The following is a 21298-nucleotide window of genomic DNA, read 5'->3' as shown; positions in this document are numbered from 1 at the left end:
GCCCGCCGCCGGCCAGAGGGACCTTCGCCCAAGGGGATTGCCCGTGTTCCAGAACGACATCGACATCACGCCCGAGCTGATCGCCCGCCACGGGCTGAAGACAGACGAATACGAGCGCATCCTCCGCCTGATCGGCCGCAAGCCGACGCTGACCGAACTCGGCATCTTCTCGGCGATGTGGAACGAGCACTGTTCCTACAAGTCCTCCAAGAAGTGGCTGAAGACGCTGCCGACCAAGGGCGACAAGGTGGTGATCGGCCCCGGCGAGAACGCCGGCGTCATCGACATCGGCGACGGCGACGTCGCCGTCTTCAAGATGGAGAGCCACAACCACCCGTCCTATATCGAGCCCTACCAGGGCGCGACGACGGGCGTCGGCGGCATCCTGCGCGACGTGTTCACCATGGGCGCCCGGCCGATCGCCGCCATGAACTCGCTGTCCTTCGGCGAGCCCGACCATCCGAAGACCCGCCACCTCGTGGCCGGCGTCGTCGCCGGCGTCGGCGGCTACGGCAACTCCTTCGGCGTGCCGACCGTCGGCGGCGAGGTGCGCTTCCATCCCCGCTACAACGGTAACTGCCTCGTCAACGCCTTTGCCCTCGGCATCGCCAAACGCGACGGCATCTTCCTGTCGGAAGCCAAGGGCGTCGGCCTGCCCGTCGTCTATCTCGGCGCCAAGACCGGCCGCGACGGCGTCGGCGGCGCCACCATGGCCTCGGCCGAGTTCGACGACACCATCGAGGAGAAGCGGCCGACCGTGCAGGTTGGCGATCCCTTCACCGAGAAGCGTCTGCTTGAAGCCTGCCTGGAGCTGATGCAGACCGGCGCCGTGGTCGCCATCCAGGACATGGGCGCCGCCGGCCTCACCTGCTCGGCCGTCGAGATGGGCGCCAAGGGCAACCTCGGCATCCGCCTCGACCTCGACCGCGTGCCGCAGCGCGAGACCGACATGACGCCCTACGAAATGATGCTCTCCGAGAGCCAGGAGCGCATGCTGATGGTGCTGGAGCCGTCGCGGGAGGCGGAGGCCGAGGCCGTCTTCCGCAAGTGGGAGCTGGACTTCGCCGTCTGCGGCGAGACCACCGACGACCTGCGCTTCCGCATCATCTGGCAGGGCAAGGAAGTAGCCGACCTGCCGATCAAGGAGCTGGGCGACGAGGCGCCGGAATACGACCGTCCCTGGGTCGAGCCGAAAAAGGCCGCCCCGCTCGCCGACGACGACATCCCGGCGGTCAATGACGTCGGCGCCGCGCTGCTGAAGCTGATCGGCGCGCCGGACCAGTCCTCGCGCGCCTGGGTCTACGAGCAATACGACTGCCTGGTGCAGGGCAATTCGGCGCAGATCCCCGGCGGCGACGCCGGCGTCGTCCGCGTCGAGGGCACGAGCAAGGCGCTCGCCATGTCGGCCGACGTGACGCCGCGCTACTGCGAGGCCGATCCGTTCGAGGGCGGCAAGCAGGCGGTGGCCGAGAGCTGGCGCAACGTCACCGCCGTCGGCGGCGACCCGATCGCCCTGACCGACAACCTCAACTTCGGCAACCCCGAGAAGCCCGAGGCCATGGGCCAGTTCGTGCGCGCCCTTCAGGGCATCGCCGAGGCCTGCCGGGCGCTCGACTTCCCGATCGTCTCGGGCAACGTGTCGCTCTACAACGAGACCCATGGCGAAGGCATCCTGCCCTCGCCGACCATCGTCGGCGTCGGCCTGCTGCCGGACGTGACGAAGATGGCGACCATCGCCTTCAAGGCCGACGGCGACGAGGTGCTCTTGATCGGCGGCCACGGCCGCCACCTCGGCCAGTCGGTCTACCTGCGCGACCTGTTCGGCCGCGAGGACGGCACGCCGCCGCCGGTCGATCTCGCGCTGGAAAAGAAGAACGGCAATTTCGTGCGCGGCCTGATCGCCGCCGGCCGCGTTTCCACCTGTCACGACCTCTCCGACGGCGGCCTCGGGCTCGCCTTGGCCGAAATGGCTATGGCCGGCCGGCGCGGCGTCCGCGTCGAGCTTGGCGATCTCGCGCCGCATGTGGCAGTATTCGCCGAGGATCAGGCACGCTACCTGATCGCCGTGAAACCGGACATCGCGGCGGCCATCCTGGCCGACGCCGAAAAGGCCGGCGTCAGGGCGGAGCGGATCGGCACCGTCGGCGGCGACGCCGTCGATTTCGGCGCCGCCGGCAAGGTAGCGGTCGCCGACCTCAGGGCGGCCTACGACGGCTGGTTCCCCGCCTTCATGGGTGGCGGACTGGCCTAGGCGGCGGCATCTGGCCGGTAACGAGAAGAGGGAACGACCATGGCCATGCAGGCAAGAGACATCGAGGCGATGATCAGGGAGGCGCTGCCCGACGCAAAAGTCGAAATCCGCGACCTCGCCGGCGATGGCGACCATTATTCGGCCATCGTCGTATCGGAAGCCTTCCGCGGTCTGACGCGCGTCAAGCAGCACCAGCTGGTCTACGACGCGCTCAAGGGAAAGATGGGCGGCGAACTGCACGCCCTTGCGCTTCAGACCAGCGCGCCTTAACTTTGAATGCTTCCAATTCGGACCTTGAATCCGACCGACCGAGGTAGACCCATGGCTGACATCAAGTCGACTATCGACAACGAAGTGAAGACCAACGACATCGTCCTGTTCATGAAGGGCACGCCGGATATGCCGATGTGCGGCTTCTCCGGGCAGGTGGTGCAGATCCTCAGCTACCTCGGCGTGCCCTTCAAGGGCATCAACGTCCTGGACAACCCCGAGCTGCGCGACGGCATCAAGGCCTATTCCAACTGGCCGACGCTGCCGCAGCTCTACGTTAAGGGTGAGTTCGTCGGTGGCTGCGACATCGTCCGCGAGATGTTCCAGAAGCAGGAGCTTCAGAACCATCTCCGCGCCGCCGGTATCGAGGTGAAGGAAGCCGCCGCCGAGTAAGGCCCCAGCTCCGGCATCAAGCGTTTCAGGCCCCCGACCGGTCACCGGCGGGGGCCTTTTCATTGTCTTCTGCACGACAAGGGATCCAAGGACGGACATTCAAGCCGGTCAAGTCGCGAAAATCGGCCGTTGGGCTAAGAAAATGGCGCCGTCTCCAACCCGAAAGAGTGAATGCCGGCCCCCTCTCTTCACATCCTTTCCCGTCTTTCGTGAGCGGCAGAAAGATATCCTTGCACGCCATGGGTGCATGTAAAAAATCGGGACAACTTTTCGAAAGATTCCAAAGTGGAATCAACAGCCTGGAGCGGTGTCCGGAATAGCTCCGGCCGACCGCGGCTCCATGGCACGGTTTTCGGCTGACCAGCCGCCGCCGTTCAACTCCCCGGACACGTTTTCGCGACCGGCGATCAACTGGATAGCTCGCAGACGTCACCATCGCCCGGTTTGAACGTGAACGATCCTGCCCCAAATGAGGGTCATCGGCAGCGATCAAGACCTCCGAAATAATCGCTGGCCTGATCAAGCTGTTTTCTGGGGCATGTCCCGGCCGAGAGAGAAAAGGCCGGACGATAACGTTCGATAAGGAGCTATATATCATGAACACCAAGATCTTCGTCACCGCCGCCTTCGCCGCTCTGCTGGTTCCGGCCATTGCCAATGCCGCTGCTGCTCCGCGTGACCGCTACGATCCGGCCGCGACCAGCAACGACCCTGATTTCATTCAGATGAACTTCAAGACCAGCGGTGCCAACGCCGCCGCTGCCAAGGCTGATGCCGAGCGCTATGCCGCGGCCGAGCAGGCCCTGAAGGGCTCCAATGGCTCGAGCGTGCTGATCGGCACCCATGGTTCGACCGGTGTCGAAGGCGCCAAGCTGATCACCTACTACGATCCGGGTGCCCAGACCAACGACCCGCAGTTCCCGACCAAGGTGGTGATCGAGAATCCCGCTAACGCCGCCGCCGCCAAGGCCGACGCCGAGCGGTATGCCCAGCTCGAGAAGGCTGCGGAGTCCGGCGCGCTGATCGGTACGCACGGCTCGGTGGGCGTCAAGCCCGTCACCTACTACAATCCGGGTGCCCAGACCAACGACCCGCAGTTCTCGGCTCTGCCGATCCTGGTCAAGTAATCAGACTTCGCCAGCTGAGATAAGTGCTGAAAGGCCACCCCTTCGGGTGGCCTTTTTGCGTTCGCGGGATACGGCCGCAGACGGGCGGCGATCGCCGCCTTTCCTGCCACAAATGCGCTCTCGAACGAGTAGGATGGCGCTGATGGCCGCTGAAGGGCGGCTCGGGGCCAGCAATCGCGGGGAGAGAGCCAAGTGGGCAGGATAGTGCAGTTTTCCGGCGTCGACGCCGTCGTCGACAGGGCGATCGGCCGCACCATCGTCGGCGCCAACATATTGATCGCGTTGAACGGCGATGTCGTCTACAGCCGGCAGGCCGCCTTTCTCGACCGCGAGGCGAAGAAGCCGGTCATCCCGCGCACCCTGTTTCGCCTGGCCTCGGTGACCAAACCGATGGTGTCGGTGGCGGCGCTCGCCATGGTCGAGGCCGGCCGGATGCGGCTCGACGATCCGGTGACCCGCTACCTGCCCGAGTTCCGGCCACGTCTGCCGGATGGCAGCGCACCGCCGATCACCATCTCGCAGTTGATGACCCATACCTCGGGCCTCACCTATGATCTCGATATCGGCAACGGCAAGCCGGCTTCCGGCGGCACCGGCCCCTCCGACTTCGACCTCGCCGAGAACATCGCCCGTATCGCCGCCCTGCCGCTGGCCTTTCCACCCGGCACGGCCTGGCGCTATTCGGTGGGCATCGACGTGCTGGGCGCTGTCATGGAGGCCGCCGATGGCCGCACCCTGCCGGAGATCGTCAAGGCACGTGTCACCGATCCGCTCGGCATGGTCGATACCGCCTTCCAGCCGGTGGACACCAACCGCCTCGCCGTCGCCTATGCCGACGGCGCGCCGCCCGTCCGCATGGGCGTCACCGAGCTGGTCAAGGATGGCGACGGCTTCACGCTGTTCTGGCCCGGCCGCGCCTTCGATCCCACGGCCTTCCCGTCGGGCGGCGCCGGCATGATCGGCTCGGCCGAGGACTTCCTCCTCTTCCTGGAAGCCATGCGCCAGGGCGGCGCGCCGCTGCTGTCGCCGGCCTCGATGCCACTATTGACCGAGGCGCGCACCGTCGACCTCGATCCGGCGCCGTCGGGCCAGGGCTATTCGCACGGCTGGTCGATCTATCGCGATCCAGAGGTGCAGGGCCTGCCCTGCAAGGCCGGTACCTGGGCCTGGGGCGGCATCTACGGCAACCAGTGGTACGTCGACCCGGCCTCGAAGCTGACCATCGTCATCTTCACCAACACCGCCGTCGAAGGCTGCAACGGCGCCTTCCCCAAAGACGTCTTCCGCGCCGTCTACGCCGACCTCGCCGCTTGACCGGAAAGACAAAAAGGCCGCCCGATGGGCGGCCTTTCCAGATGTCCGAAGCTCGGAAACCGATCAGCGCGAGTAATACTCGACGACCAGGTTCGGCTCCATCTTGACGGCGTAGGGAACGTCGGCCAGCGCCGGCACGCGCACCAGCTTGGCGACCTTCTTGGAGGTGTCGACCTCGATGTAGTCGGGCGTATCGCGCTCGGCGAGTTCGATCGACTCGAGAACGAGAATCATTTCCTTCGACTTCTGGCGAACCTCGATCACGTCGCCGACCTTGCAGCGGTAGGAACCGATGTTGACCTTGCGGCCGTTGACGGTGACATGGCCGTGGTTGACGAACTGGCGCGCCGCGAACGGCGTCGGCACGAACTTGGCGCGGTAGACGATGGCGTCGAGACGGGTCTCGAGCAGGCCGATCAGCGCCTCGGAGGTGTCGCCGCGCAGGCGGACCGCCTCCTCGTAAATGCGGTAGAACTGCTTCTCGCTGAGGTCGCCGTAATAGCCCTTCAGCTTCTGCTTGGCACGGAGCTGCAGACCGTAGTCGGAGGTCTTGCCCTTGCGGCGCTGACCGTGCTGGCCGGGGCCGTATTCACGCTTGTTGACCGGGCTCTTCGGGCGACCCCAGAGGTTCTCGCCCATGCGGCGGTCGATCTTGTACTTTGCACTATGGCGCTTAGACATCGCGTATCCCGCTTATCGTCAGTGTTTCATTCAGGACGCGCGCCCTCCTCTGCTTCGATCCGCTCCCAAGGGAGACGCCCGAAACCGACAGGGAAACGCTGCGCGCGGCAGGTCCCCCACGGGACACGTGAACGGCCACGCCGGCTCCTCTTGTCAAGAAGCCGGCGGGTTGAGGGGTGAATAGTCGAGGCAGCGGCCGCTGTCAAACCGAAAGCGCGGACTTGCCGGCTTTTGCCGCTTCGCCGGCGAAAAGATCGCCGCCGGCCACGAATCCGAAGGCGTCGAGCAGCGACCCCGGCGGCTGCCGGCCGGTCGAGAAGAAGCGGTGCGGCAGCCCGTCGTCGCGCGACGGCCCGGCGCCCGCCGTGACGGTGACGACGCGGCGGGCGATGGCCGGCGCCGGGTCGATCCACTCCACCGGCCAGGGGGCGAGCGCCCTGAGGCGGTCGAGCAGCAGCGGATAATGGGTGCAGGCCAGCACCACGGTGTCGGTGCGCCGGCCGCCCTCCTCGACGAAGCATGGAGCGATCTCGGCCAGAAGCTCGGCGTCGCTCACCGTCTCGCCGGCGAACTGCCGCTCGACGAGGCCGGCCAGCGCCTGCGAGCCGACCAGCGTGAAGCGGCAATCGCCGCCGAATGTCTCGATCAGGCCGCGCGTATAGTCGCGCTTCACCGTGCCGGGCGTCGCCAGCACCGAGGCGAGGCGGCTCCGCGAATGCTCGGCAGCCGGCTTGACCGCCGGCACCGTGCCGACGATCGGCAGCTTGAAGCGGGCGCGCAGCGGCGGCAGCACCAGCGTCGAGGCGGTGTTGCAGGCGATCACCAGCGCCGCCGGGTCGAGCGCGGCCAACGCCGTCTCCATCAGCGACACGACGCGCGTCACCAGCACGTCCGGCTCCAGCGCGCCATAGGGGAACACGGCGAGGTCGGCGACATAGTCCATGCCGGCGGCCGGCAGCGCCTTGCCGATCTCGCGGGCCACCGACAGGCCGCCGACGCCGCTGTCGAATACCAGGATGCGCATGGACCTTCTCTGAACCGCTCGTCCGCCAAGTCTTGCCGGCCGAATGCGGCGACAGGCGGGCCGTGCCGATCCTTGGGCCGGCAGGGTTAACGAAGCCTTGCCGCTCACGCCTCGCCGTCGTCGGCGACCGGCTTGGCCGGCCGGTGGTTCTTGCCGTCGAGGCAGGTGATGATGCCCCTCAGCGTGCGGATCTCCTGCTGCGTCAGTTGCTGGCGCTGGAAGATGGCGCGGAGGTTGCGGATCATGGTCGGCCGCTTCTCGGGCGGATGGAAGAAATGCCGCGCGTCGAGCACCGATTCGAGATGGTCGAACAGGCCGAGGAGGTCCGCCTTGCCGGCCGGCGGCGACCGGTCGGACGCGGCGAACGGCAGCGCGGCGTCGGGGTCGTCGAAGCCGGCCTTGCGCCATTCGTAGGCGACCACCAGCACCGCCTGGGCGATGTTGAGCGAGGCGTATTCCGGCACCACCGGCAGCGTCAGGATCTCGTCGGCCAGCGCCACCTCGTCGTTGTTGAGGCCCCAGCGCTCGCGGCCGAACAGGAGGCCCACCCGCGCGCCCTGCGCCTCCAGCGCCCGCATGTGCTTGCCGGCATGGACGGGACCGCGCACCGCCTTGGTGACGTCGCGGTCGCGCGCCGTCGTCGCGTAGACGAAGGAGAGGTCGGCGATCGCCTCCTCCAGCCGGTCATAGACGCGGGCGGCATGGATGATGTGCGTCGCCTTGGCGGCGTTGGCCTCGGCCTTGTCGTTGGGCCAGCCGTCGCGCGGCGCGACGATCCGGAGATCGCTGAGCCCGAAATTGGCCATGGCGCGGGCCGCCGCGCCGATGTTCTCGCCCATCTGCGGCTCGCAGAGGATGATGGCCGGTCCGCGCCCGGCCGCTTGTTCGTCCGACATGATCGCCTGTCCCGCGTTTTCGGCGCGGGTTTGGCACATCGACGGCCCCAAGAAAAGCAAAAACCGGGCGCGGCGTGCTGCCGCGCCCGGTCGGCGGTTATGGAAGGGGGTCAGGCCTTGCGATGAACGGAGGCGAGGCGCTCGGCGCCCTGCCGCTCCAGCATCCAGCCGGGATATTCGGGCGGCAGCGCCGAGACGGCGTCGAGGCGGGCGAGTTCGTCGTCCGACAGCACCACCTCGCTGGCGGCGATGTTGTCGTCGAGTTGCTCCACCGACTTGGCCCCGATGATCACCGAGGAGACGAACGGCTTGGCCAGCACGTAGGCGAGCGCGATCCGCGCCACCGACACGCCCTTGTCCGCGGCGATCCCGGCCATCACGTCGAGCGCGTCGAAGGCGCGCGTCTTGTCGACCGGCGGGAAGTCGAAGTTGGCGCGGCGGGCGCCCTCCGGCCCCGAGCCGTCGCGGCTGTACTTGCCGGACAGGAGACCGCCGGCCAGCGGGCTCCACACCATCAACCCCACCTTCTCGGCGAGGAGCAGCGGCGCGATGCCGCGTTCGAGGTCGCGGCCGGCGATGGTGTAGTAGGCTTGCAGGCTGGCGATACGGTCGAGACCGAGCCGGTCGGCGATGCCGAGCGCCTTCATGATGCGCCAGGCCGGCCAGTTGGAGACGCCGACATAGCGGACGAGCCCGTCGCGGACGAGATCGTCGAGCGCCCGCACCGTCTCCTCGATCGGCGTCACCGGATCGGTGCCGTGGATCTGGTAGAGGTCGATATAGTCGGTGCCGAGCCGCTTCAGGCTGGCCTTGACGCCGTTCATGATGTGGCCGCGCGAGGCGCCGCGATCGTTGACGCCCTTGCCGACCGAGCCGAACACCTTGGTGGCCAGCACCACGTCGGAGCGGACGCGGCCGGAACTGCGGATCGCCGCGCCGGTGATCTCCTCCGACAGGCCCTCCGAATAGACGTCGGCGGTATCGATGAAGTTGACGCCCTTGTCGAGGGCGCCGGCGACGATGCGGTCGGCCACCGACTGGTCGAGCGCGCCGATGGCGGTCCAGAAGCCCTGGCCGCCGAAGGTCATGGTGCCGAGACAGATTTCGGAAACGAGAAGGCCGGTGCCGCCGAGCGTGTTGTAGCGCATGTCATCACCTTGAGAAATTGCATTGAGGAAAGCGAGAGCGGCCGGCGCCGCGGCGCGCGGCTCGGGCGCCACGACGAAAGCGCAGCCCCCGGCGCCCACACCAGACATAGGCCGCCGCTGGTGGCCGGAATAGCCGTGCCGAATGGCACAGCCTGATCAGTTGATCTATACAATCGCCGGCTATCGAGGCTGCTAGTATGCGACCGTCGCGGCGCTCCGCCAAATCACGCTTGGGCGAGGAGCCGCCTGGAGGACCCATGGCCCGAACCGACATCTTCGACGGCATCAGCGAGTTCCTGACGGTGATCAAGCGCGGCAGCTTCCGCGCCGCCGCCCGCGAGCTGGGCGTCACCCCCGGCGCGATCAGCCAGGCGGTGCAGACGCTGGAGCGGCGGATCGGCCTGCCGCTCCTCCATCGCACCACCCGCCGCGTCGCCCTCACCGAGGCCGGCGAGCGGTTTCTCGCCGAGGTCCGGCCGGCCGCCGACGCCATCGCCGGCTCGCTCGACGCGCTCGCCAGCCTCAGCGCCCGGCCGTCGGGCACGCTGCGGCTGCTCGTCCACCACGTCGCCGCGCGGGAGGTGCTGGCGCCGGTGCTGCCGGCCTTCCTCGCCGCCCATCCGGACATCGCCGTCGACGTGATCACCGACAGCAAGCGCCACGATCTGGTCGGCGGCGGGTTCGACGCCGGCATCCGCATCGGCGAGTTCATCGACCAGGACATGCTGACGGTGCGCGTCAGCCCGCCGTTCTCCTGGGTGGTGGTCGGCGCGCCGGCTTACTTCGCCGCCCACGGCCGGCCGGAGACGCCGGAGGATCTCGCCCGCCACACCTGCCTGCGCTTCCGCCTGCCCGACACCGGCGACCTCTACCGCTGGGAATTCGAGCGCGACGGCATCGCCGTCACCATCAATCCACCCGGACAGATCACCTCCGACGACTCCGCCCTGTTGCGGGCGATGGCGGTGGCCGGCCTCGGCCTCAGCTATTCGTCGTCGCAGAACGCCCGCCGCGAGCTGGCCGACGGCCGCCTCGAAACCTGCCTCGACGCCTTCGCGCCGGCCCGCGACGCGCTCTATCTCTATTATCCCAGGTCGAGCCGGCTACAGCCGAAGCTGCGCGTCTTCATCGACGCCTGCCTCAGACGTATGCACGAGCGACCGAGGGATTAGCGCCTGAGTCCGACCAGGACGGAGCCCACCGCCAGAAGGCCGAAGGCGAGGATCAGCCCGCCGGAGAGGCGACCGACCCACAGCGCGAAGCGGTCGGGAAGCCGGTGGCGGATCAGCGCCACGCCGCCGGTCAGGATGATCCACCAGGCAAGCGAGCCGGTGAACACGCCTACCACCACCACGGCCGCCGACGCCGCGCCGGCCGTCGAGGCGAGACCCAGTCCGGCGAAGAACACCGCGAAGGACAGGATGGTGGTCGGGTTGGCGATGGTGAGGAGGAAGGTGGCGCCGATGGTGCCGAGGAGGTCGCGGGCGCCGATCTCGGCGGCCGGCTGCGGCGGCTTCGGCCGCATGCCCTGCCAGCCGAGCCAGATCATGGCGAGGCCGCCGAAAAGCCGCATCGGTCCGTCGATCGCCGCCAGAACGGCCGAAAAGGCGGCAAAGCCGAGCGCGGCCAGCCCGCCATAGGCGGCGTCGGCCAGCGCCGTGCCGAGCCCGCCGGCCAGGCCGACCCGGAAGCCGCGCTCCAGCGTCCGGTTGATGCAGAGCGCGCCGATCGGCCCGAGTGGCGCGGCGACGGCGAAACCGAGCGCGAAGCCCTTGGCGGCCAGCAGCAGCAGGCTCACGTCGCCTCCCCCTTCGGCCGAAACGGCGGCTCGACGACGGTGGACAGCGCGATCATCGTCTCGCTGCGGGCAATCAGCCGTCGCCGCTTGAAGCCGTCGAGAAAGGCCTCGATGCCGGCCAGCGAACCGACCCGGATCTTGATCAGATAGTTCCAGCCGCCGGTGACGTGCTGGCACTCGACGATATCGGGGTGGCCGGCGGCGACGGCGCGGAACGCCGCCTCGTCGGCGTCGGCGGCAAGCCCCACGAACACGAAGGCGGCAATGCCGCGCCCCAGCGCCTCGGGATCGGCGTCGACGGTGAAGCGGCGGATCACCCCGGCGGCCGCCAGACGGCGGATTCGCTCGTTGACGGCCGAGGTCGACAGCCCCACCGCGCCGCCGATATCGGCCAGCGAGCGGCGGCAATCCTCGCCAAGGCAGATCACGATTTGACGATCGATGTCATCCATGCCGCACATATTCTCGCATTATGACGATTCGTCAATAATTTTTGCTGTGATATACGATAGGTGGAGTACACCTTGCGCCAACGGGCCACCATGGCCGCACATCCGCCGATCATGGAACCTTTGCGGGAAATCCCATATAACATACGGTAGATGTTCCACCGTGCCGCACGGCGCAGGCGAGCATCGTGGTGGAGCACGGCGCCGCCGGCTTCGCGGAACAGAGGAGACAAGCATGGCCTATGATGTCGCGGTTCTGGTTGGCAGCCTGCGCAAGGGGTCCTTCTCGCGCGCCGTCGCCGACAATCTCGTCACTCTCGCCGACGCGGCACTGAAGCTCCGCATGGTGGAGATCGGCGACCTGCCGCTCTACAATCCCGATCTCGAAGATGCTCCGCCCGCCGCCTGGACCCGCTTCCGCGACGAGGTCGCCAGGGCCGATGCCGTGCTGTTCGTGACACCCGAATACAACCGCTCCATTCCCGGCGCATTGAAGAATGCCCTCGACGTCGGCTCCCGCCCCTATGGCAAGAGCGCCTGGGCGGGTAAGCCGGCCGCGGTGGTCAGCGTGTCGCCCGGCCTGCTCGGGGCCTTCGGCGCCAACCACCACCTGCGCCAGCCGCTGGTGTTCCTCGACATGCCGGTGATGCAGCAGCCGGAAGCCTATGTCTCCAAGGTGGGCGACCTCCTCGGCCAGGACGGCAAGTTCATCAACGAGGATACCAAGACCTTCCTCAAGGCCTTCCTCGCCGCCTTCGCCACCTGGATCGGCAAGACGAAGTGATCCCTGGGAGGTATTGATAAAGACCGCCGGGTATCCCGCTTGCCGATGTCTCGCTCCACTGATGCGGACGAGAAATCGGCAATGGCCTCAATGAGCGGATGCGTCAGCATCTTCGCGGATTGGCATGATATCGACAACGCCGGGAAGGACGACATGACCGTCACCCATCAGGACGAACTCGACGGGCTGAAGGCGATCGGCCGCATCGTCGCCGACGCCATCGCCGCCATGGCCGCCGCCGTCCGTCCCGGCGTCACCACCGCCGAACTCGACGCCATCGCCGGCCGCCTGCTCGACGATGCCGGCGCCGTGCCGGCACCACGGGCGGCCTACGGCTTTCCCGGCGTCGCCTGCATCTCGGTGGGCGAGGAGATCGCCCACGGCATCCCCGGCGAGCGGGTGCTGAAAGCCGGCGACCTGATCAACCTTGACGTTTCCGCCTCGAAGGACGGCTTCTTCGCCGACAGCGGCGCCTCGTTCGCCGTCTCTCCCGTCCCGGCCCGGCTGGACCGGCTCTGCCGCGACGGCAGGCGGGCAATGTGGGCCGGCATCGGCGCCGTCGCCCTCGGCCGGCCGCTGGCCGGCGTCGGCCGCGCCGTCGGCGCCTTCGCCCGCAAGAACGGCTATACGCTGGTGCGCAATCTCGGCAGCCATGGCGTCGGCCGCGCCCTGCACGAGGAGCCGACCGACATCGCCACCTGGCCCGATCGGCACGAGCGACGCGTCATCACCGACGGCCTCGTCTTCACCGTCGAGCCCTTCCTGTCGCTGGGCGCCGAATGGGCCGAGGACGGCGACGACGCCTGGACGCTCTATTCCGAGCCGCGGGCGCCGACCGTTCAGTTCGAGCACACCATCGTCGCCACCCGCAACGGACCGGTGGTGGTGACGCTTCCCTCCTGAGCCTTCCCTTTACGTCAGCGTTCGCCCAAAAGCTGCATGGCCGGTCTGGCCTCGGCGCCGACGTCATGCTACAGGCGGAGCATCCGTGCGTTTGCGTAATCGGCAGGCGCGCGAACCGGCAAAATGCCCGGCCACACGTTCGGAAGGTCACCCTAACATGGCGAAGATCAAGGTTGCGAACCCGGTCGTCGATCTCGACGGCGACGAGATGACCCGCATCATCTGGCAGTTGATCAAGGACAAGCTGATCCTGCCCTATCTCGATATCGACATCGACTACTACGACCTTTCCGTTGAGAACCGCGACGCCACCTCCGACCAGGTGACGGTCGACGCCGCCAACGCCATCAAGAAGCACGGCGTCGGCATCAAGTGCGCCACCATCACGCCCGACGAAGCGCGGGTGAAGGAATTCGGCCTCAAGGAGATGTGGAAGTCGCCCAACGGCACCATCCGCAACATCCTCGGCGGCGTCATCTTCCGCGAGCCGATCATCTGCAAGAACGTGCCGCGCCTGGTGCCCGGCTGGACGCAGCCGATCGTCGTCGGACGCCATGCCTTCGGCGACCAGTACCGCGCCACCGACTTCAAGTTCCCCGGCAAGGGCACGCTGACCATCAAGTTCGTCGGCGAGGACGGCGCGGTGATCGAGAAGGAGGTGTTCAAGTCGCCCGGCGCCGGCGTGGCGCTCGCCATGTACAACCTTGACGAATCGATCCGCGATTTCGCCCGCGCCTCGATGAACTACGGCATCATGCGCAAGTGGCCGGTCTACCTGTCGACCAAGAACACCATCCTCAAGGCTTATGACGGCCGCTTCAAGGACATCTTCCAGGAGGTGTTCGACACCGAGTTCAAGGCCGAATTCGACAAGCTCGGCATCACCTACGAGCATCGCCTGATCGACGACATGGTCGCCTCGGCCCTGAAGTGGTCCGGCGGTTATATCTGGGCCTGCAAGAACTACGACGGCGACGTGCAGTCCGACACCGTGGCGCAAGGCTTCGGCTCGCTCGGCCTGATGACCTCGGTGCTGCTGACGCCCGATGGCAGGACGGTGGAGGCCGAGGCTGCCCACGGCACCGTCACCCGCCACTATCGCGAGCACCAGAAGGGCAAGGAGACCTCGACCAACTCCATCGCCTCGATCTTCGCCTGGACGCGCGGCCTCGCCCACCGCGCCAAGCTCGACGACAACGCCGATCTCGCGAAGTTCGCCGACACGCTGGAAAAGGTCTGCGTCGACACGGTCGAGGCCGGCTTCATGACCAAGGATCTCGCCCTGCTGATCGGGCCGGACCAGAAGTGGCTCTCCACCACCGGCTTCCTCGAAAAGGTCGCCGAAAACCTCGAAGCCGAAATGGCCAAGTGGTAAGCTGGCCATAGCGGCAAGATGATCGGGCGGCGGATCGGCAACGGCCCGCCGCTTTTTCTTGAGCTAGCCATAAGGATAAGCGGCGGCGGCGGCAGTGGCCGTCGTTTGAAGATGACAGCTCGCGCATCTCAAAATAGTCTCGATACCGACCGATCGCTTTTTCCGCGTGCCGCCGGCGGCGGGAAAGGCGCCGTTCCGGAGTTTGGCGCGGGTCCGCCGCCGTGGACGCGAGGCGTCAGCCATCAAGGGGAGGCTCGAAAGTGGCGCACAAGTTCGAGATCAAGAAGAACAAGGCCGACGAGTATGTCGCCTACTTCAAGTACAATGGCGAAGTGATCTTCTGGACCGAGGGCTACAAGTCCAAGGCTTCGGCGATCAACGCCATCGAGTCGATCAAGAAGAACGGCCCCCCGGCGCCCACCGAAGACAACAGCTGACGTCCTCGGCTTGACGGCAGACCTGCAGGCGATACCCCACCGGCAACGACGTCGGCGGTGGGTGTCGTATGGCTGCAGGACATGGCCGCGAGAGGAAGCCGGTTCGCCTCCGGACCGATCAACAGGTCCATGTCGAGTACCGGATTCCGCTGGATTCCCGCAGCGGCGGGAAACACCTTCGTTCGGGTGGTGAGCGGCGAGGGCTGCGATCGGACGCCACATCCATCCAAAGCGACAACCCGATGCCGCGTGGAGCGGACGGCATCGGTGCGTGCCCGCCTGCCGATGCCCGGCACCCCTCGAACCAATCCGTGGAGATGCCGGCGCATCCGCTCCGCCAGGAGTATCGCCGATTTCCCGGTTGCGTCAGCGGCATGAACAACCGCCACGCCGACTACCGGAGCCTTCCCGATGCCTCCTGGCTTCACATGCTGATTGCGAAGACGCGGGTCCGGTGTCCATCCGGATCGGCCACCATGCAGCTGCGGCCGAAATCCATGTCGGTCGGCGCCTGCAGGACCGGCAATCCGCGCGCCAGCCAGCTGGCATGGAAGGCGTCCACGTCGGCCGGGGTGCCGAGAGCGATGCCGATTTCAAGCGCGCCGGGGGCGCCGCCGGTCGCCGGCTCCACCGTCTCCCGCGACCACAGCCCGACCTTGATGCCGCCGTCGAGAACGAACAGCACGAAGGTCGGCGACGTCTCGACTGGCGGGCGGCCGAACAATTCGGCGTAGAAACCGCTGCTTCTCGCGGGATCGGCTACATGCAGTAGGTAATAGGTGGGCGTCGCCACGATCATCTCCTTGCACCGTTGCAAAACGGAACAGGACTATGATGTCAAACTGCCAAATTATGTCAGCATAAGGAAAGGTAGCTGCCAAACGGCGATCCGCTTTCAGACCTGCGACCGTGCCGGCAGGAAAGGCAGCCGCCCGTGAACAAGCATGGCCCCGAAGGCATAAGCGGCCTCGAAGACGACCCCCGCCTCGGCGGCATGCAACGCGGCGCGTCCGCCCGAGGCACCGATGGTCAGGGCTTCGAGAAAGGCGCAGCCGCAGGCGGCCAGTGCCAGCGGCGCCATGGCCAGCACGCGGAAACGCGTTCCGACGACAAGGCCGGCCGCCATCACCAACAGCACCAACTCGAGCGCAAGCATGCTTCGGCCTCCGAAGTCCGGGATACCGTCCTCCCCGCCGCGGGATTGTGACGAACCAGCCGGACCCTCGAATTCGACATCCAGAAACCATATCATGTTCAAAATTTGGTTCGCGGTCCAATTCTACTTACCCGTAGTGCTACAGGTCAGCGGTGTCCCAGTTGTCGATTTCCGGCTTGGCGATTCTACTGACGAGTTGACGATCGGGTTGCATTCAAGGACTTAGCGAGAAAATGCCGCATGATTAGACTTTAGTCGAAATCACAAGTACTCCGGTATCGAAGCGACAATCCGGCGCGCGCCGCCGCGGCTTTCCGGTCACCTCCGGCCGGCACGCCAGTGTCGATCGACCGAATCCCCTTGATGTCAGGTGTGTGCCGCCCAGTCCGCCTTCTCCGCCTGTTCGCGTTCGGCGCGTGCCGGGTCGAGCGTATGATACAGCGAGACGCAGTCGGTCGGCCGGTAGCCCAGCGCGGCATAAAAGGCGAGGACAGCCTGGTTCTCATTTCGAACCAGCAGGTTGACCTTCGGCGCGCCGCGCGATCGGCACCAGTCCTCAGCAGCCCGCACCAGCGCCCGGCCGACGCCGCCGCGCCGGCAGTCCGGATCGACACCGAGATAGTAGATGGCCCCGCGATGGCCGTCATGCCCGGTCATCACCGCACCGACGAGGCGCCCGCCGACGCGCGCCACCAGCACGGTGGCGGTCTCCGTGGCCAGCGCCAGATCGATGTCGGCAGCGGGATCGTTCCAGGGGCGCGTCAGCCCGCAGCGCGTCCAGAGCGCAATCACCGCCTGCCGGTCATCGTCCCCCATGCCGTCGATCATGGTGTCTCCGTCCACGCCTGCCTCCTTGCCCGCCCCTGTTGGCGGCAGTTCAGATATAGCCGACCCGATCTTGCGCGCCACCATGGCTCGCGCAACAGGGCCGCCCATTGATGACAGCTGCTCTACCGGCTTTCCGCCGCACCTCGGCAAGTTGCCGTTATTTCAATGATTTACACCGAAGTCCACTGTCCAGCGAGAGGATGTTTTCCATCTCGATCCTCAAAAATGCCGCTTCTCCAAAAAATCCGTCTTGCAATCCGCTATCTTTTCGATATATCTAAATGCATCACGATCTAACGAGGATAAAAACATGCATCACAAGTTTCCCTTCCATCATCATGCCGACGATCACGACGACCGCCGCGCCGCCGGCGGCCGCGGCCCCTTCGGCCGCCCCTTGTGGGGTGAGCGGGGCGAGCGCCCCGATCGCCATGGTCCTGGCCACGGCCCCGGCCATCGCGGCGGTCCATTCGGCCGCGGCCGCTTCTTTGACAACGGCGTGCTTCGCCTCGTCGTGCTGGCGCTGATCGTCGAACAGCCGCGCCACGGCTACGAGATCATCAAGGAGATCGAGGATCGCACCGGCGGCGCCTATGCGCCGAGCGCCGGCGTCATCTATCCGACGCTGACGCTGCTGGAGGAAACCGGCCAGATCGAGGTGATGAGCGCCGAGGGCAACAAGAAGCTCTACGCTGCCACCGACGCCGGCCGCGCCACCGTCGAGGAGAACCGCGCCGCCATCGACGCCGTGCTGGCCCGCTTCGCCGAGGCCGGCTCCGATCGCCGGGCCGACCGCGACCCGCGCCTCATCCGCGCCGTCGAGAACCTGCGCCTCGCCCTCCGCCTGAAGACCGACGCCGCCGCCCTGACGCCGTCGCAGATCGACGCGCTGGCCGAGCTTCTGGACGACACCGCCCGCAAGATCGAACAGATCTGACGCAATCTGCGGACCGTAAACGAAAGCGCCCGCCCGAGCTGCCGCTCGGACGGGCGAAATTGTTCTCTGCCTGTCGGCCAGCCTCAGCCGCCGAGCACCTTTCGCAGCGCAGCCAGCGCTTCGGCCGCCTTGGCGCCGTCGGGACCGCCGGCCTGCGCCATGTCGGGCCGGCCGCCGCCGCCCTTGCCGCCCAGCACCTCCGACGCCACGCGCACCAGATCGACCGCCGAGAACCGACCGGTCAGGTCCGGCGTGACGCCGACCACCACGCCGGCCTTGCCGTCCTCCGATACGCCGACCAGCGCCACCACGCCCGAGCCGAGCTTGGCTTTGCCCTCGTCGACGAGACCCTTCAGGTCCTTCGGACTGACGCCTTCGACGACCCGCCCCAGGAACTTGACACCGGCGATCTCCATCGTCTCGTCGGTCGCCGCACCGCCGCCCATGGCCAGCTTGCGCCTGACATCGGCCAGCTCGCGCTCCAGCTTGCGCCGCTCCTCGACCAGCGTCGCCACGCGGTCGACGACATCGGCCACCGGTACCTTGAGTTCGCGGGCGACGTTGCGCACCGTCTTTTCCTGGTCCTCGAAATAGGCGCGGGCACCGTCGCCGGTCAACGCCTCGATGCGGCGCACGCCGGCCGCCACCGCGCTTTCGGCGACGATGTGGACGAGACCGATCTCGCCGGTGCGCGACACATGCGTACCGCCGCACAGCTCGGTGGAATAGGTCCGGCCGGCCTTGTCGCCCTCGAGCGCCGTGCCCATGGTGACCACGCGCACCTCGTCGCCATACTTCTCGCCGAACAGCGCCATGGCCCCCTCGGCAATCGCCTCTTCCTGGCCCATCAACCGCGTCGTCACCGGGCCGTCCTGCAGCACGATGGCGTTGGCAAGGCGGCTGACCTCGGCAATCTCCGTCTCGTCCATCGGCTTGGGATGCGAGAAGTCGAAGCGCAACCGGTCGGGTGTCACCAGCGAGCCCTTCTGCGCCGCGTGCTTGCCGAGCACGGTGCGCAGCGCCGCGTGCAGGAGATGCGTCGCCGAATGGTTGGCGCGGATGTGCGAGCGGCGGGCGTGGTCGACGGTCAGTTCGACGGCGTCGCCGACCTTCACCGCACCCTCCTCCACCGTCACCTGATGCACGACGAGGCCATCGGCTTTCTTGACGACGTCGGCCACCCTGACGCGGAGGCCGGTGCCGGAAATCGTGCCGGTATCACCCACCTGGCCACCGGATTCGCCATAAAACGGCGTCTGGTTGACGATCAGCGAGCCCGTCTCGCCGGCCTTGAGTTCGGCAACCTCCTTGCCGTCCCTGACCAGCGCCACGACGACGCCCTCGGCCTGCTCGGTGTCGTAGCCGAGGAACTCGCTGGCGCCGACCTTCTCCCTGAGGCCGAACCAGACGGTCTCGGTGGCCGCTTCGCCCGAGCCGGCCCAGTTGGCGCGCGCCTCGGCCTTCTGCCGCTGCATGGCGGACGCGAAGCCGTCGGTATCGACGCCGATACCGCGCGCCTTCAGCGCGTCCTGCGTCAGGTCGAGCGGGAAGCCGTAGGTATCGTAGAGCTTGAAGGCGGTCTCGCCGTCGAGGCTGGCACCCTGTCCGAGGCCGCCGGTCGCCTCGTCGAGCAGACCGAGGCCGCGCGCCAGCGTGCGGCGGAAGCGGCTTTCCTCGAGCTTCAGCGTCTCGGTGATCAGCGCCTCGGCGCGCACCAGTTCGGGATAGGCTTGCCCCATCTCGCGCACCAGCGCCGGCACCAGACGATGCAGCAGCGGCTGCTCGGCGCCAAGCAGATGCGCGTGACGCATCGCCCGGCGCATGATGCGCCGCAGCACGTAGCCGCGGCCTTCGTTGGACGGCAGCACGCCATCAGCCACCAGGAAGCTCGATGCGCGCAGATGGTCGGCGATGACGCGGTGCGAGGCGAGGCGGTCGCCCTCGGCGGGCACGCCGGTCGCTTCCACCGAGGCGCGGATCAGCGCCTGGAACAGGTCGATGTCGTAGTTGTTGTGAACGCCCTGCAACACGGCGGCGATGCGTTCGAGCCCCATGCCGGTGTCGATCGACGGTCGCGGCAGATTGACGCGCTCGCCCTTGGAGATCTGCTCGTACTGCATGAACACGAGGTTCCAGATCTCGATGAAGCGATCGCCATCCTCCTCGGCCGACCCCGGAGGGCCGCCCCAGATATGATCACCGTGGTCGTAGAAGATCTCCGAGCAGGGGCCGCAGGGGCCGGTGTCGCCCATGGCCCAGAAATTATCCGAAGTGGCGATGCGGATGATGCGGTCGTCGGAGAGGCCGGCGATCTTCTTCCAGTAGGTCGCCGCCTCCTCGTCCTCGGAATAGACGGTGACCAGCAGCCGGTCCTTCGGCAGCCCGAATTCCTTGGTGACGAGGTCCCAGGCCAGTTCGATCGCCCGGTCCTTGAAATAGTCGCCGAAGGAGAAGTTGCCCAGCATCTCGAAGAAGGTGTGATGGCGGGCGGTGTAGCCGACGTTGTCGAGGTCGTTGTGCTTGCCGCCGGCCCGCACGCACTTCTGCGAGGTGGTGGCGCGGCTGTAGGGCCGCTTTTCAAGGCCGGTGAAGATGTTCTTGAACTGCACCATGCCGGCGTTGGTGAACATCAGCGTCGGATCGTTGCGTGGCACCAGCGGGCTCGACGACACCACCTCGTGACCGTTCCTGCCGAAAAAGTCGACGAAGGTCTTCCTGATCTCGTTCACACCGCTCATGACGATCCGCCTGCCTCGCTGGGGCGAACGCCGCGTTCCCTGCCGCCGCCCCGCCCGAACCTCGTTTGCATCGGCCGCGCTCGCGCTCCGCCGATGTCGCGCGCCCTGCGTCATCCGGCTTCGGTCCGTGCGCCGTGGCCGGCGGCAGCCTCTCCGCGTCGGCCGGAGATCCGGCTGCCGCGACAAGGGAACGCGCAGGCCCGACCGGCGGCCGACGGTATCGGGTCCAGCAAGGCAAAGGGTTATTTATCCGCCGGCTTGCCGGCTGTCCAGCGGCGCGGGATAGCGGAAAGGCGGCGATCCTCCCGCCGCCCGCTCATCGCCAGCCCGACGCCCCGCCGGACACCGCGACGGGTCCATCAGTCGGCGCCTCTCGGGCCGCCCAGGCGTCGATCTCCACCCGCACCGCCGTCGTCGCCGGCGCCGCGACATGGAGAAGCGTCATGCAGGGGCGATGCGATCCGAAAAAGGCAGCCAACGCGTCCCGCCGCCGGGCCGCATCGACATCGCCGACCAGATAGCCGATCAGCTTGACGACGCCGCCGACTTCCATGCCGGCAGCGGCGAGATTGCCCCGGAGATTGTCGAGCGCCACCTCGATCTGCCCGATCGCATCGGCCGGCTGCGTGCCGTCGACCCGCATGCCGATCTGTCCCGACGGAACCAGCCAACGGGAGCCGGCCGCCACCTCGATCTGATGGGTGTCGGCCGCGACCGGTGCATGCACGTCACTTGGATTGCGCGCCTGCACGGCCTCCCCCATCATCCGCCGCACCGCATTATCGGGCC

The 21298-nt window shown here is 67.1% G+C and carries 22 protein-coding genes; 11 read left to right on the top strand and 11 right to left on the bottom strand.

The features are described 5' to 3' along the window. Positions 1-43 precede the first annotated feature (43 nt). From purL to H512_RS0106395, 5 genes are all read left to right on the top strand, one after another. Positions 44-2251: a phosphoribosylformylglycinamidine synthase subunit PurL gene (gene purL, locus H512_RS0106415; protein WP_053239621.1), complete on the top strand. Its 2208-nt coding sequence runs from the start codon at positions 44-46 to the stop codon at positions 2249-2251. A 39-nt stretch (positions 2252-2290) separates the two neighbouring features. Further along, positions 2291-2521: a BolA family protein gene (locus H512_RS0106410; RefSeq protein WP_026782760.1), complete on the top strand. Its 231-nt coding sequence runs from the start codon at positions 2291-2293 to the stop codon at positions 2519-2521. Between the two features lie 51 nt (positions 2522-2572). Continuing rightward, positions 2573-2914, top strand: a complete 342-nt coding sequence (grxD, locus tag H512_RS0106405; protein WP_026782759.1) for a Grx4 family monothiol glutaredoxin — start codon at positions 2573-2575, stop codon at positions 2912-2914. A 596-nt stretch (positions 2915-3510) separates the two neighbouring features. Continuing rightward, entirely contained in the window at positions 3511-4041 is a 531-nt protein-coding gene (locus tag H512_RS0106400; RefSeq protein ID WP_026782758.1) for a hypothetical protein, read from the top strand. Between the two features lie 192 nt (positions 4042-4233). Next, a complete protein-coding gene (locus tag H512_RS0106395; RefSeq protein ID WP_026782757.1) occupies positions 4234-5355 on the top strand; it encodes a serine hydrolase domain-containing protein in 1122 nt (373 codons plus the stop codon). Between the two features lie 63 nt (positions 5356-5418). On the opposite strand, the gene rpsD is transcribed toward H512_RS0106395, so the two are convergent. The 4 genes from rpsD to H512_RS0106375 all read right to left on the bottom strand — a co-directional run bounded on the left by rpsD (position 5419) and on the right by H512_RS0106375 (position 9104). Next, positions 5419-6036: a 30S ribosomal protein S4 gene (rpsD, locus tag H512_RS0106390; RefSeq protein WP_026782756.1), complete on the bottom strand. Its 618-nt coding sequence runs from the start codon at positions 6034-6036 to the stop codon at positions 5419-5421. A 202-nt stretch (positions 6037-6238) separates the two neighbouring features. Further along, positions 6239-7060: a glutamate racemase gene (murI, locus tag H512_RS22815; protein WP_053239620.1), complete on the bottom strand. Its 822-nt coding sequence runs from the start codon at positions 7058-7060 to the stop codon at positions 6239-6241. A 104-nt stretch (positions 7061-7164) separates the two neighbouring features. Then, on the bottom strand, positions 7165-7956 hold the full coding sequence (locus tag H512_RS0106380) for an RNA methyltransferase (protein WP_036790257.1): 792 nt from the start codon (positions 7954-7956) through the stop codon (positions 7165-7167). A 110-nt stretch (positions 7957-8066) separates the two neighbouring features. After that, positions 8067-9104, bottom strand: coding sequence for an aldo/keto reductase (locus H512_RS0106375; RefSeq protein WP_026782754.1), 1038 nt, complete (start codon positions 9102-9104; stop codon positions 8067-8069). A gap of 257 nt (positions 9105-9361) precedes the next feature. Here H512_RS0106375 and H512_RS0106370 point away from each other — a divergent pair, with 257 nt between their 5' ends. Beyond that, complete coding sequence (locus tag H512_RS0106370) at positions 9362-10276, top strand: LysR family transcriptional regulator (RefSeq protein WP_026782753.1); 915 nt, start codon at positions 9362-9364, stop codon at positions 10274-10276. On the opposite strand, the gene H512_RS0106365 is transcribed toward H512_RS0106370, so the two are convergent. Both H512_RS0106365 and H512_RS0106360 read right to left on the bottom strand, forming a co-directional pair. Beyond that, a complete protein-coding gene (locus H512_RS0106365) occupies positions 10273-10896 on the bottom strand; it encodes a LysE family translocator (protein WP_026782752.1) in 624 nt (207 codons plus the stop codon). The two genes, H512_RS0106370 and H512_RS0106365, sit on opposite strands and share 4 nt — an antisense overlap. A 2-nt stretch (positions 10897-10898) precedes the next feature. Then, entirely contained in the window at positions 10899-11354 is a 456-nt protein-coding gene (locus H512_RS0106360; protein WP_026782751.1) for an Lrp/AsnC family transcriptional regulator, read from the bottom strand. 232 nt (positions 11355-11586) lie between these two features. Between H512_RS0106360 and H512_RS0106355 the strand changes: the two genes are divergently transcribed. From H512_RS0106355 to H512_RS26255, 4 genes are all read left to right on the top strand, one after another. After that, complete coding sequence (locus tag H512_RS0106355; RefSeq protein WP_026782750.1) at positions 11587-12135, top strand: NADPH-dependent FMN reductase; 549 nt, start codon at positions 11587-11589, stop codon at positions 12133-12135. 153 nt (positions 12136-12288) lie between these two features. Continuing rightward, on the top strand, positions 12289-13038 hold the full coding sequence (gene map, locus H512_RS0106350; protein WP_026782749.1) for a type I methionyl aminopeptidase: 750 nt from the start codon (positions 12289-12291) through the stop codon (positions 13036-13038). A gap of 157 nt (positions 13039-13195) precedes the next feature. Beyond that, a complete protein-coding gene (locus tag H512_RS0106345; RefSeq protein WP_026782748.1) occupies positions 13196-14413 on the top strand; it encodes an NADP-dependent isocitrate dehydrogenase in 1218 nt (405 codons plus the stop codon). 260 nt (positions 14414-14673) lie between these two features. Beyond that, positions 14674-14850, top strand: coding sequence for a YegP family protein (locus H512_RS26255; RefSeq protein WP_084798330.1), 177 nt, complete (start codon positions 14674-14676; stop codon positions 14848-14850). Between the two features lie 424 nt (positions 14851-15274). On the opposite strand, the gene H512_RS0106335 is transcribed toward H512_RS26255, so the two are convergent. From H512_RS0106335 to H512_RS22810, 3 genes are all read right to left on the bottom strand, one after another. Next, a complete protein-coding gene (locus H512_RS0106335; protein WP_026782747.1) occupies positions 15275-15643 on the bottom strand; it encodes a VOC family protein in 369 nt (122 codons plus the stop codon). 102 nt (positions 15644-15745) lie between these two features. After that, a complete protein-coding gene (locus tag H512_RS0106330) occupies positions 15746-16006 on the bottom strand; it encodes a hypothetical protein (protein ID WP_026782746.1) in 261 nt (86 codons plus the stop codon). Positions 16007-16372: 366 nt separating this feature from the next. Beyond that, a complete protein-coding gene (locus H512_RS22810) occupies positions 16373-16834 on the bottom strand; it encodes a GNAT family acetyltransferase (RefSeq protein ID WP_053239618.1) in 462 nt (153 codons plus the stop codon). 310 nt (positions 16835-17144) lie between these two features. On the opposite strand from H512_RS22810, the gene H512_RS22805 reads away from it, so the two are divergent. After that, positions 17145-17771: a PadR family transcriptional regulator gene (locus H512_RS22805; RefSeq protein WP_084798329.1), complete on the top strand. Its 627-nt coding sequence runs from the start codon at positions 17145-17147 to the stop codon at positions 17769-17771. Between the two features lie 83 nt (positions 17772-17854). On the opposite strand, the gene alaS is transcribed toward H512_RS22805, so the two are convergent. Together alaS and H512_RS22800 are read right to left on the bottom strand one after the other, a co-directional pair. Continuing rightward, the gene (gene alaS / locus H512_RS0106315) at positions 17855-20509 is read right to left on the bottom strand and encodes an alanine--tRNA ligase (RefSeq protein WP_026782745.1); all 2655 of its coding nucleotides are present in this window, start codon (positions 20507-20509) and stop codon (positions 17855-17857) included. A gap of 316 nt (positions 20510-20825) precedes the next feature. Further along, on the bottom strand, positions 20826-21275 hold the full coding sequence (locus tag H512_RS22800) for a RidA family protein (RefSeq protein WP_210162667.1): 450 nt from the start codon (positions 21273-21275) through the stop codon (positions 20826-20828). Positions 21276-21298: the final 23 nt, after the last annotated feature.

Origin of the sequence: Pleomorphomonas koreensis DSM 23070 (genome assembly GCF_000425185.1) — a bacterium.
GTDB classification, from domain to species: Bacteria; Pseudomonadota; Alphaproteobacteria; order Rhizobiales; family Pleomorphomonadaceae; genus Pleomorphomonas; species Pleomorphomonas koreensis.
Note: the sequence above shows the minus strand (reverse complement) of the source record. Positions and strands in the feature narration are given on the sequence as shown.

Bases quoted from the DNA above. Each gene is read 5' to 3' on its own strand.
- H512_RS0106410 (WP_026782760.1), top strand. From the start codon at position 2,291: ATGGCCATGCAGGCAAGAGACATCGAGGCGATGATCAGGGAGGCGCTG.
- grxD (WP_026782759.1), top strand. From the start codon at position 2,573: ATGGCTGACATCAAGTCGACTATCGACAACGAAGTGAAGACCAACGAC.
- H512_RS0106400 (WP_026782758.1), top strand. From the start codon at position 3,511: ATGAACACCAAGATCTTCGTCACCGCCGCCTTCGCCGCTCTGCTGGTT.
- rpsD (WP_026782756.1), bottom strand. From the start codon at position 6,036: ATGTCTAAGCGCCATAGTGCAAAGTACAAGATCGACCGCCGCATGGGC.
- murI (WP_053239620.1), bottom strand. From the start codon at position 7,060: ATGCGCATCCTGGTATTCGACAGCGGCGTCGGCGGCCTGTCGGTGGCC.
- H512_RS0106380 (WP_036790257.1), bottom strand. From the start codon at position 7,956: ATGTCGGACGAACAAGCGGCCGGGCGCGGACCGGCCATCATCCTCTGC.
- H512_RS0106375 (WP_026782754.1), bottom strand. From the start codon at position 9,104: ATGCGCTACAACACGCTCGGCGGCACCGGCCTTCTCGTTTCCGAAATC.
- H512_RS0106370 (WP_026782753.1), top strand. From the start codon at position 9,362: ATGGCCCGAACCGACATCTTCGACGGCATCAGCGAGTTCCTGACGGTG.
- H512_RS0106360 (WP_026782751.1), bottom strand. From the start codon at position 11,354: ATGGATGACATCGATCGTCAAATCGTGATCTGCCTTGGCGAGGATTGC.
- H512_RS0106355 (WP_026782750.1), top strand. From the start codon at position 11,587: ATGGCCTATGATGTCGCGGTTCTGGTTGGCAGCCTGCGCAAGGGGTCC.
- map (WP_026782749.1), top strand. From the start codon at position 12,289: ATGACCGTCACCCATCAGGACGAACTCGACGGGCTGAAGGCGATCGGC.
- H512_RS0106345 (WP_026782748.1), top strand. From the start codon at position 13,196: ATGGCGAAGATCAAGGTTGCGAACCCGGTCGTCGATCTCGACGGCGAC.
- H512_RS0106330 (WP_026782746.1), bottom strand. From the start codon at position 16,006: ATGCTTGCGCTCGAGTTGGTGCTGTTGGTGATGGCGGCCGGCCTTGTC.
- H512_RS22810 (WP_053239618.1), bottom strand. From the start codon at position 16,834: ATGATCGACGGCATGGGGGACGATGACCGGCAGGCGGTGATTGCGCTC.
- H512_RS22805 (WP_084798329.1), top strand. From the start codon at position 17,145: ATGCATCACAAGTTTCCCTTCCATCATCATGCCGACGATCACGACGAC.
- alaS (WP_026782745.1), bottom strand. From the start codon at position 20,509: ATGAGCGGTGTGAACGAGATCAGGAAGACCTTCGTCGACTTTTTCGGC.
- H512_RS22800 (WP_210162667.1), bottom strand. From the start codon at position 21,275: ATGATGGGGGAGGCCGTGCAGGCGCGCAATCCAAGTGACGTGCATGCA.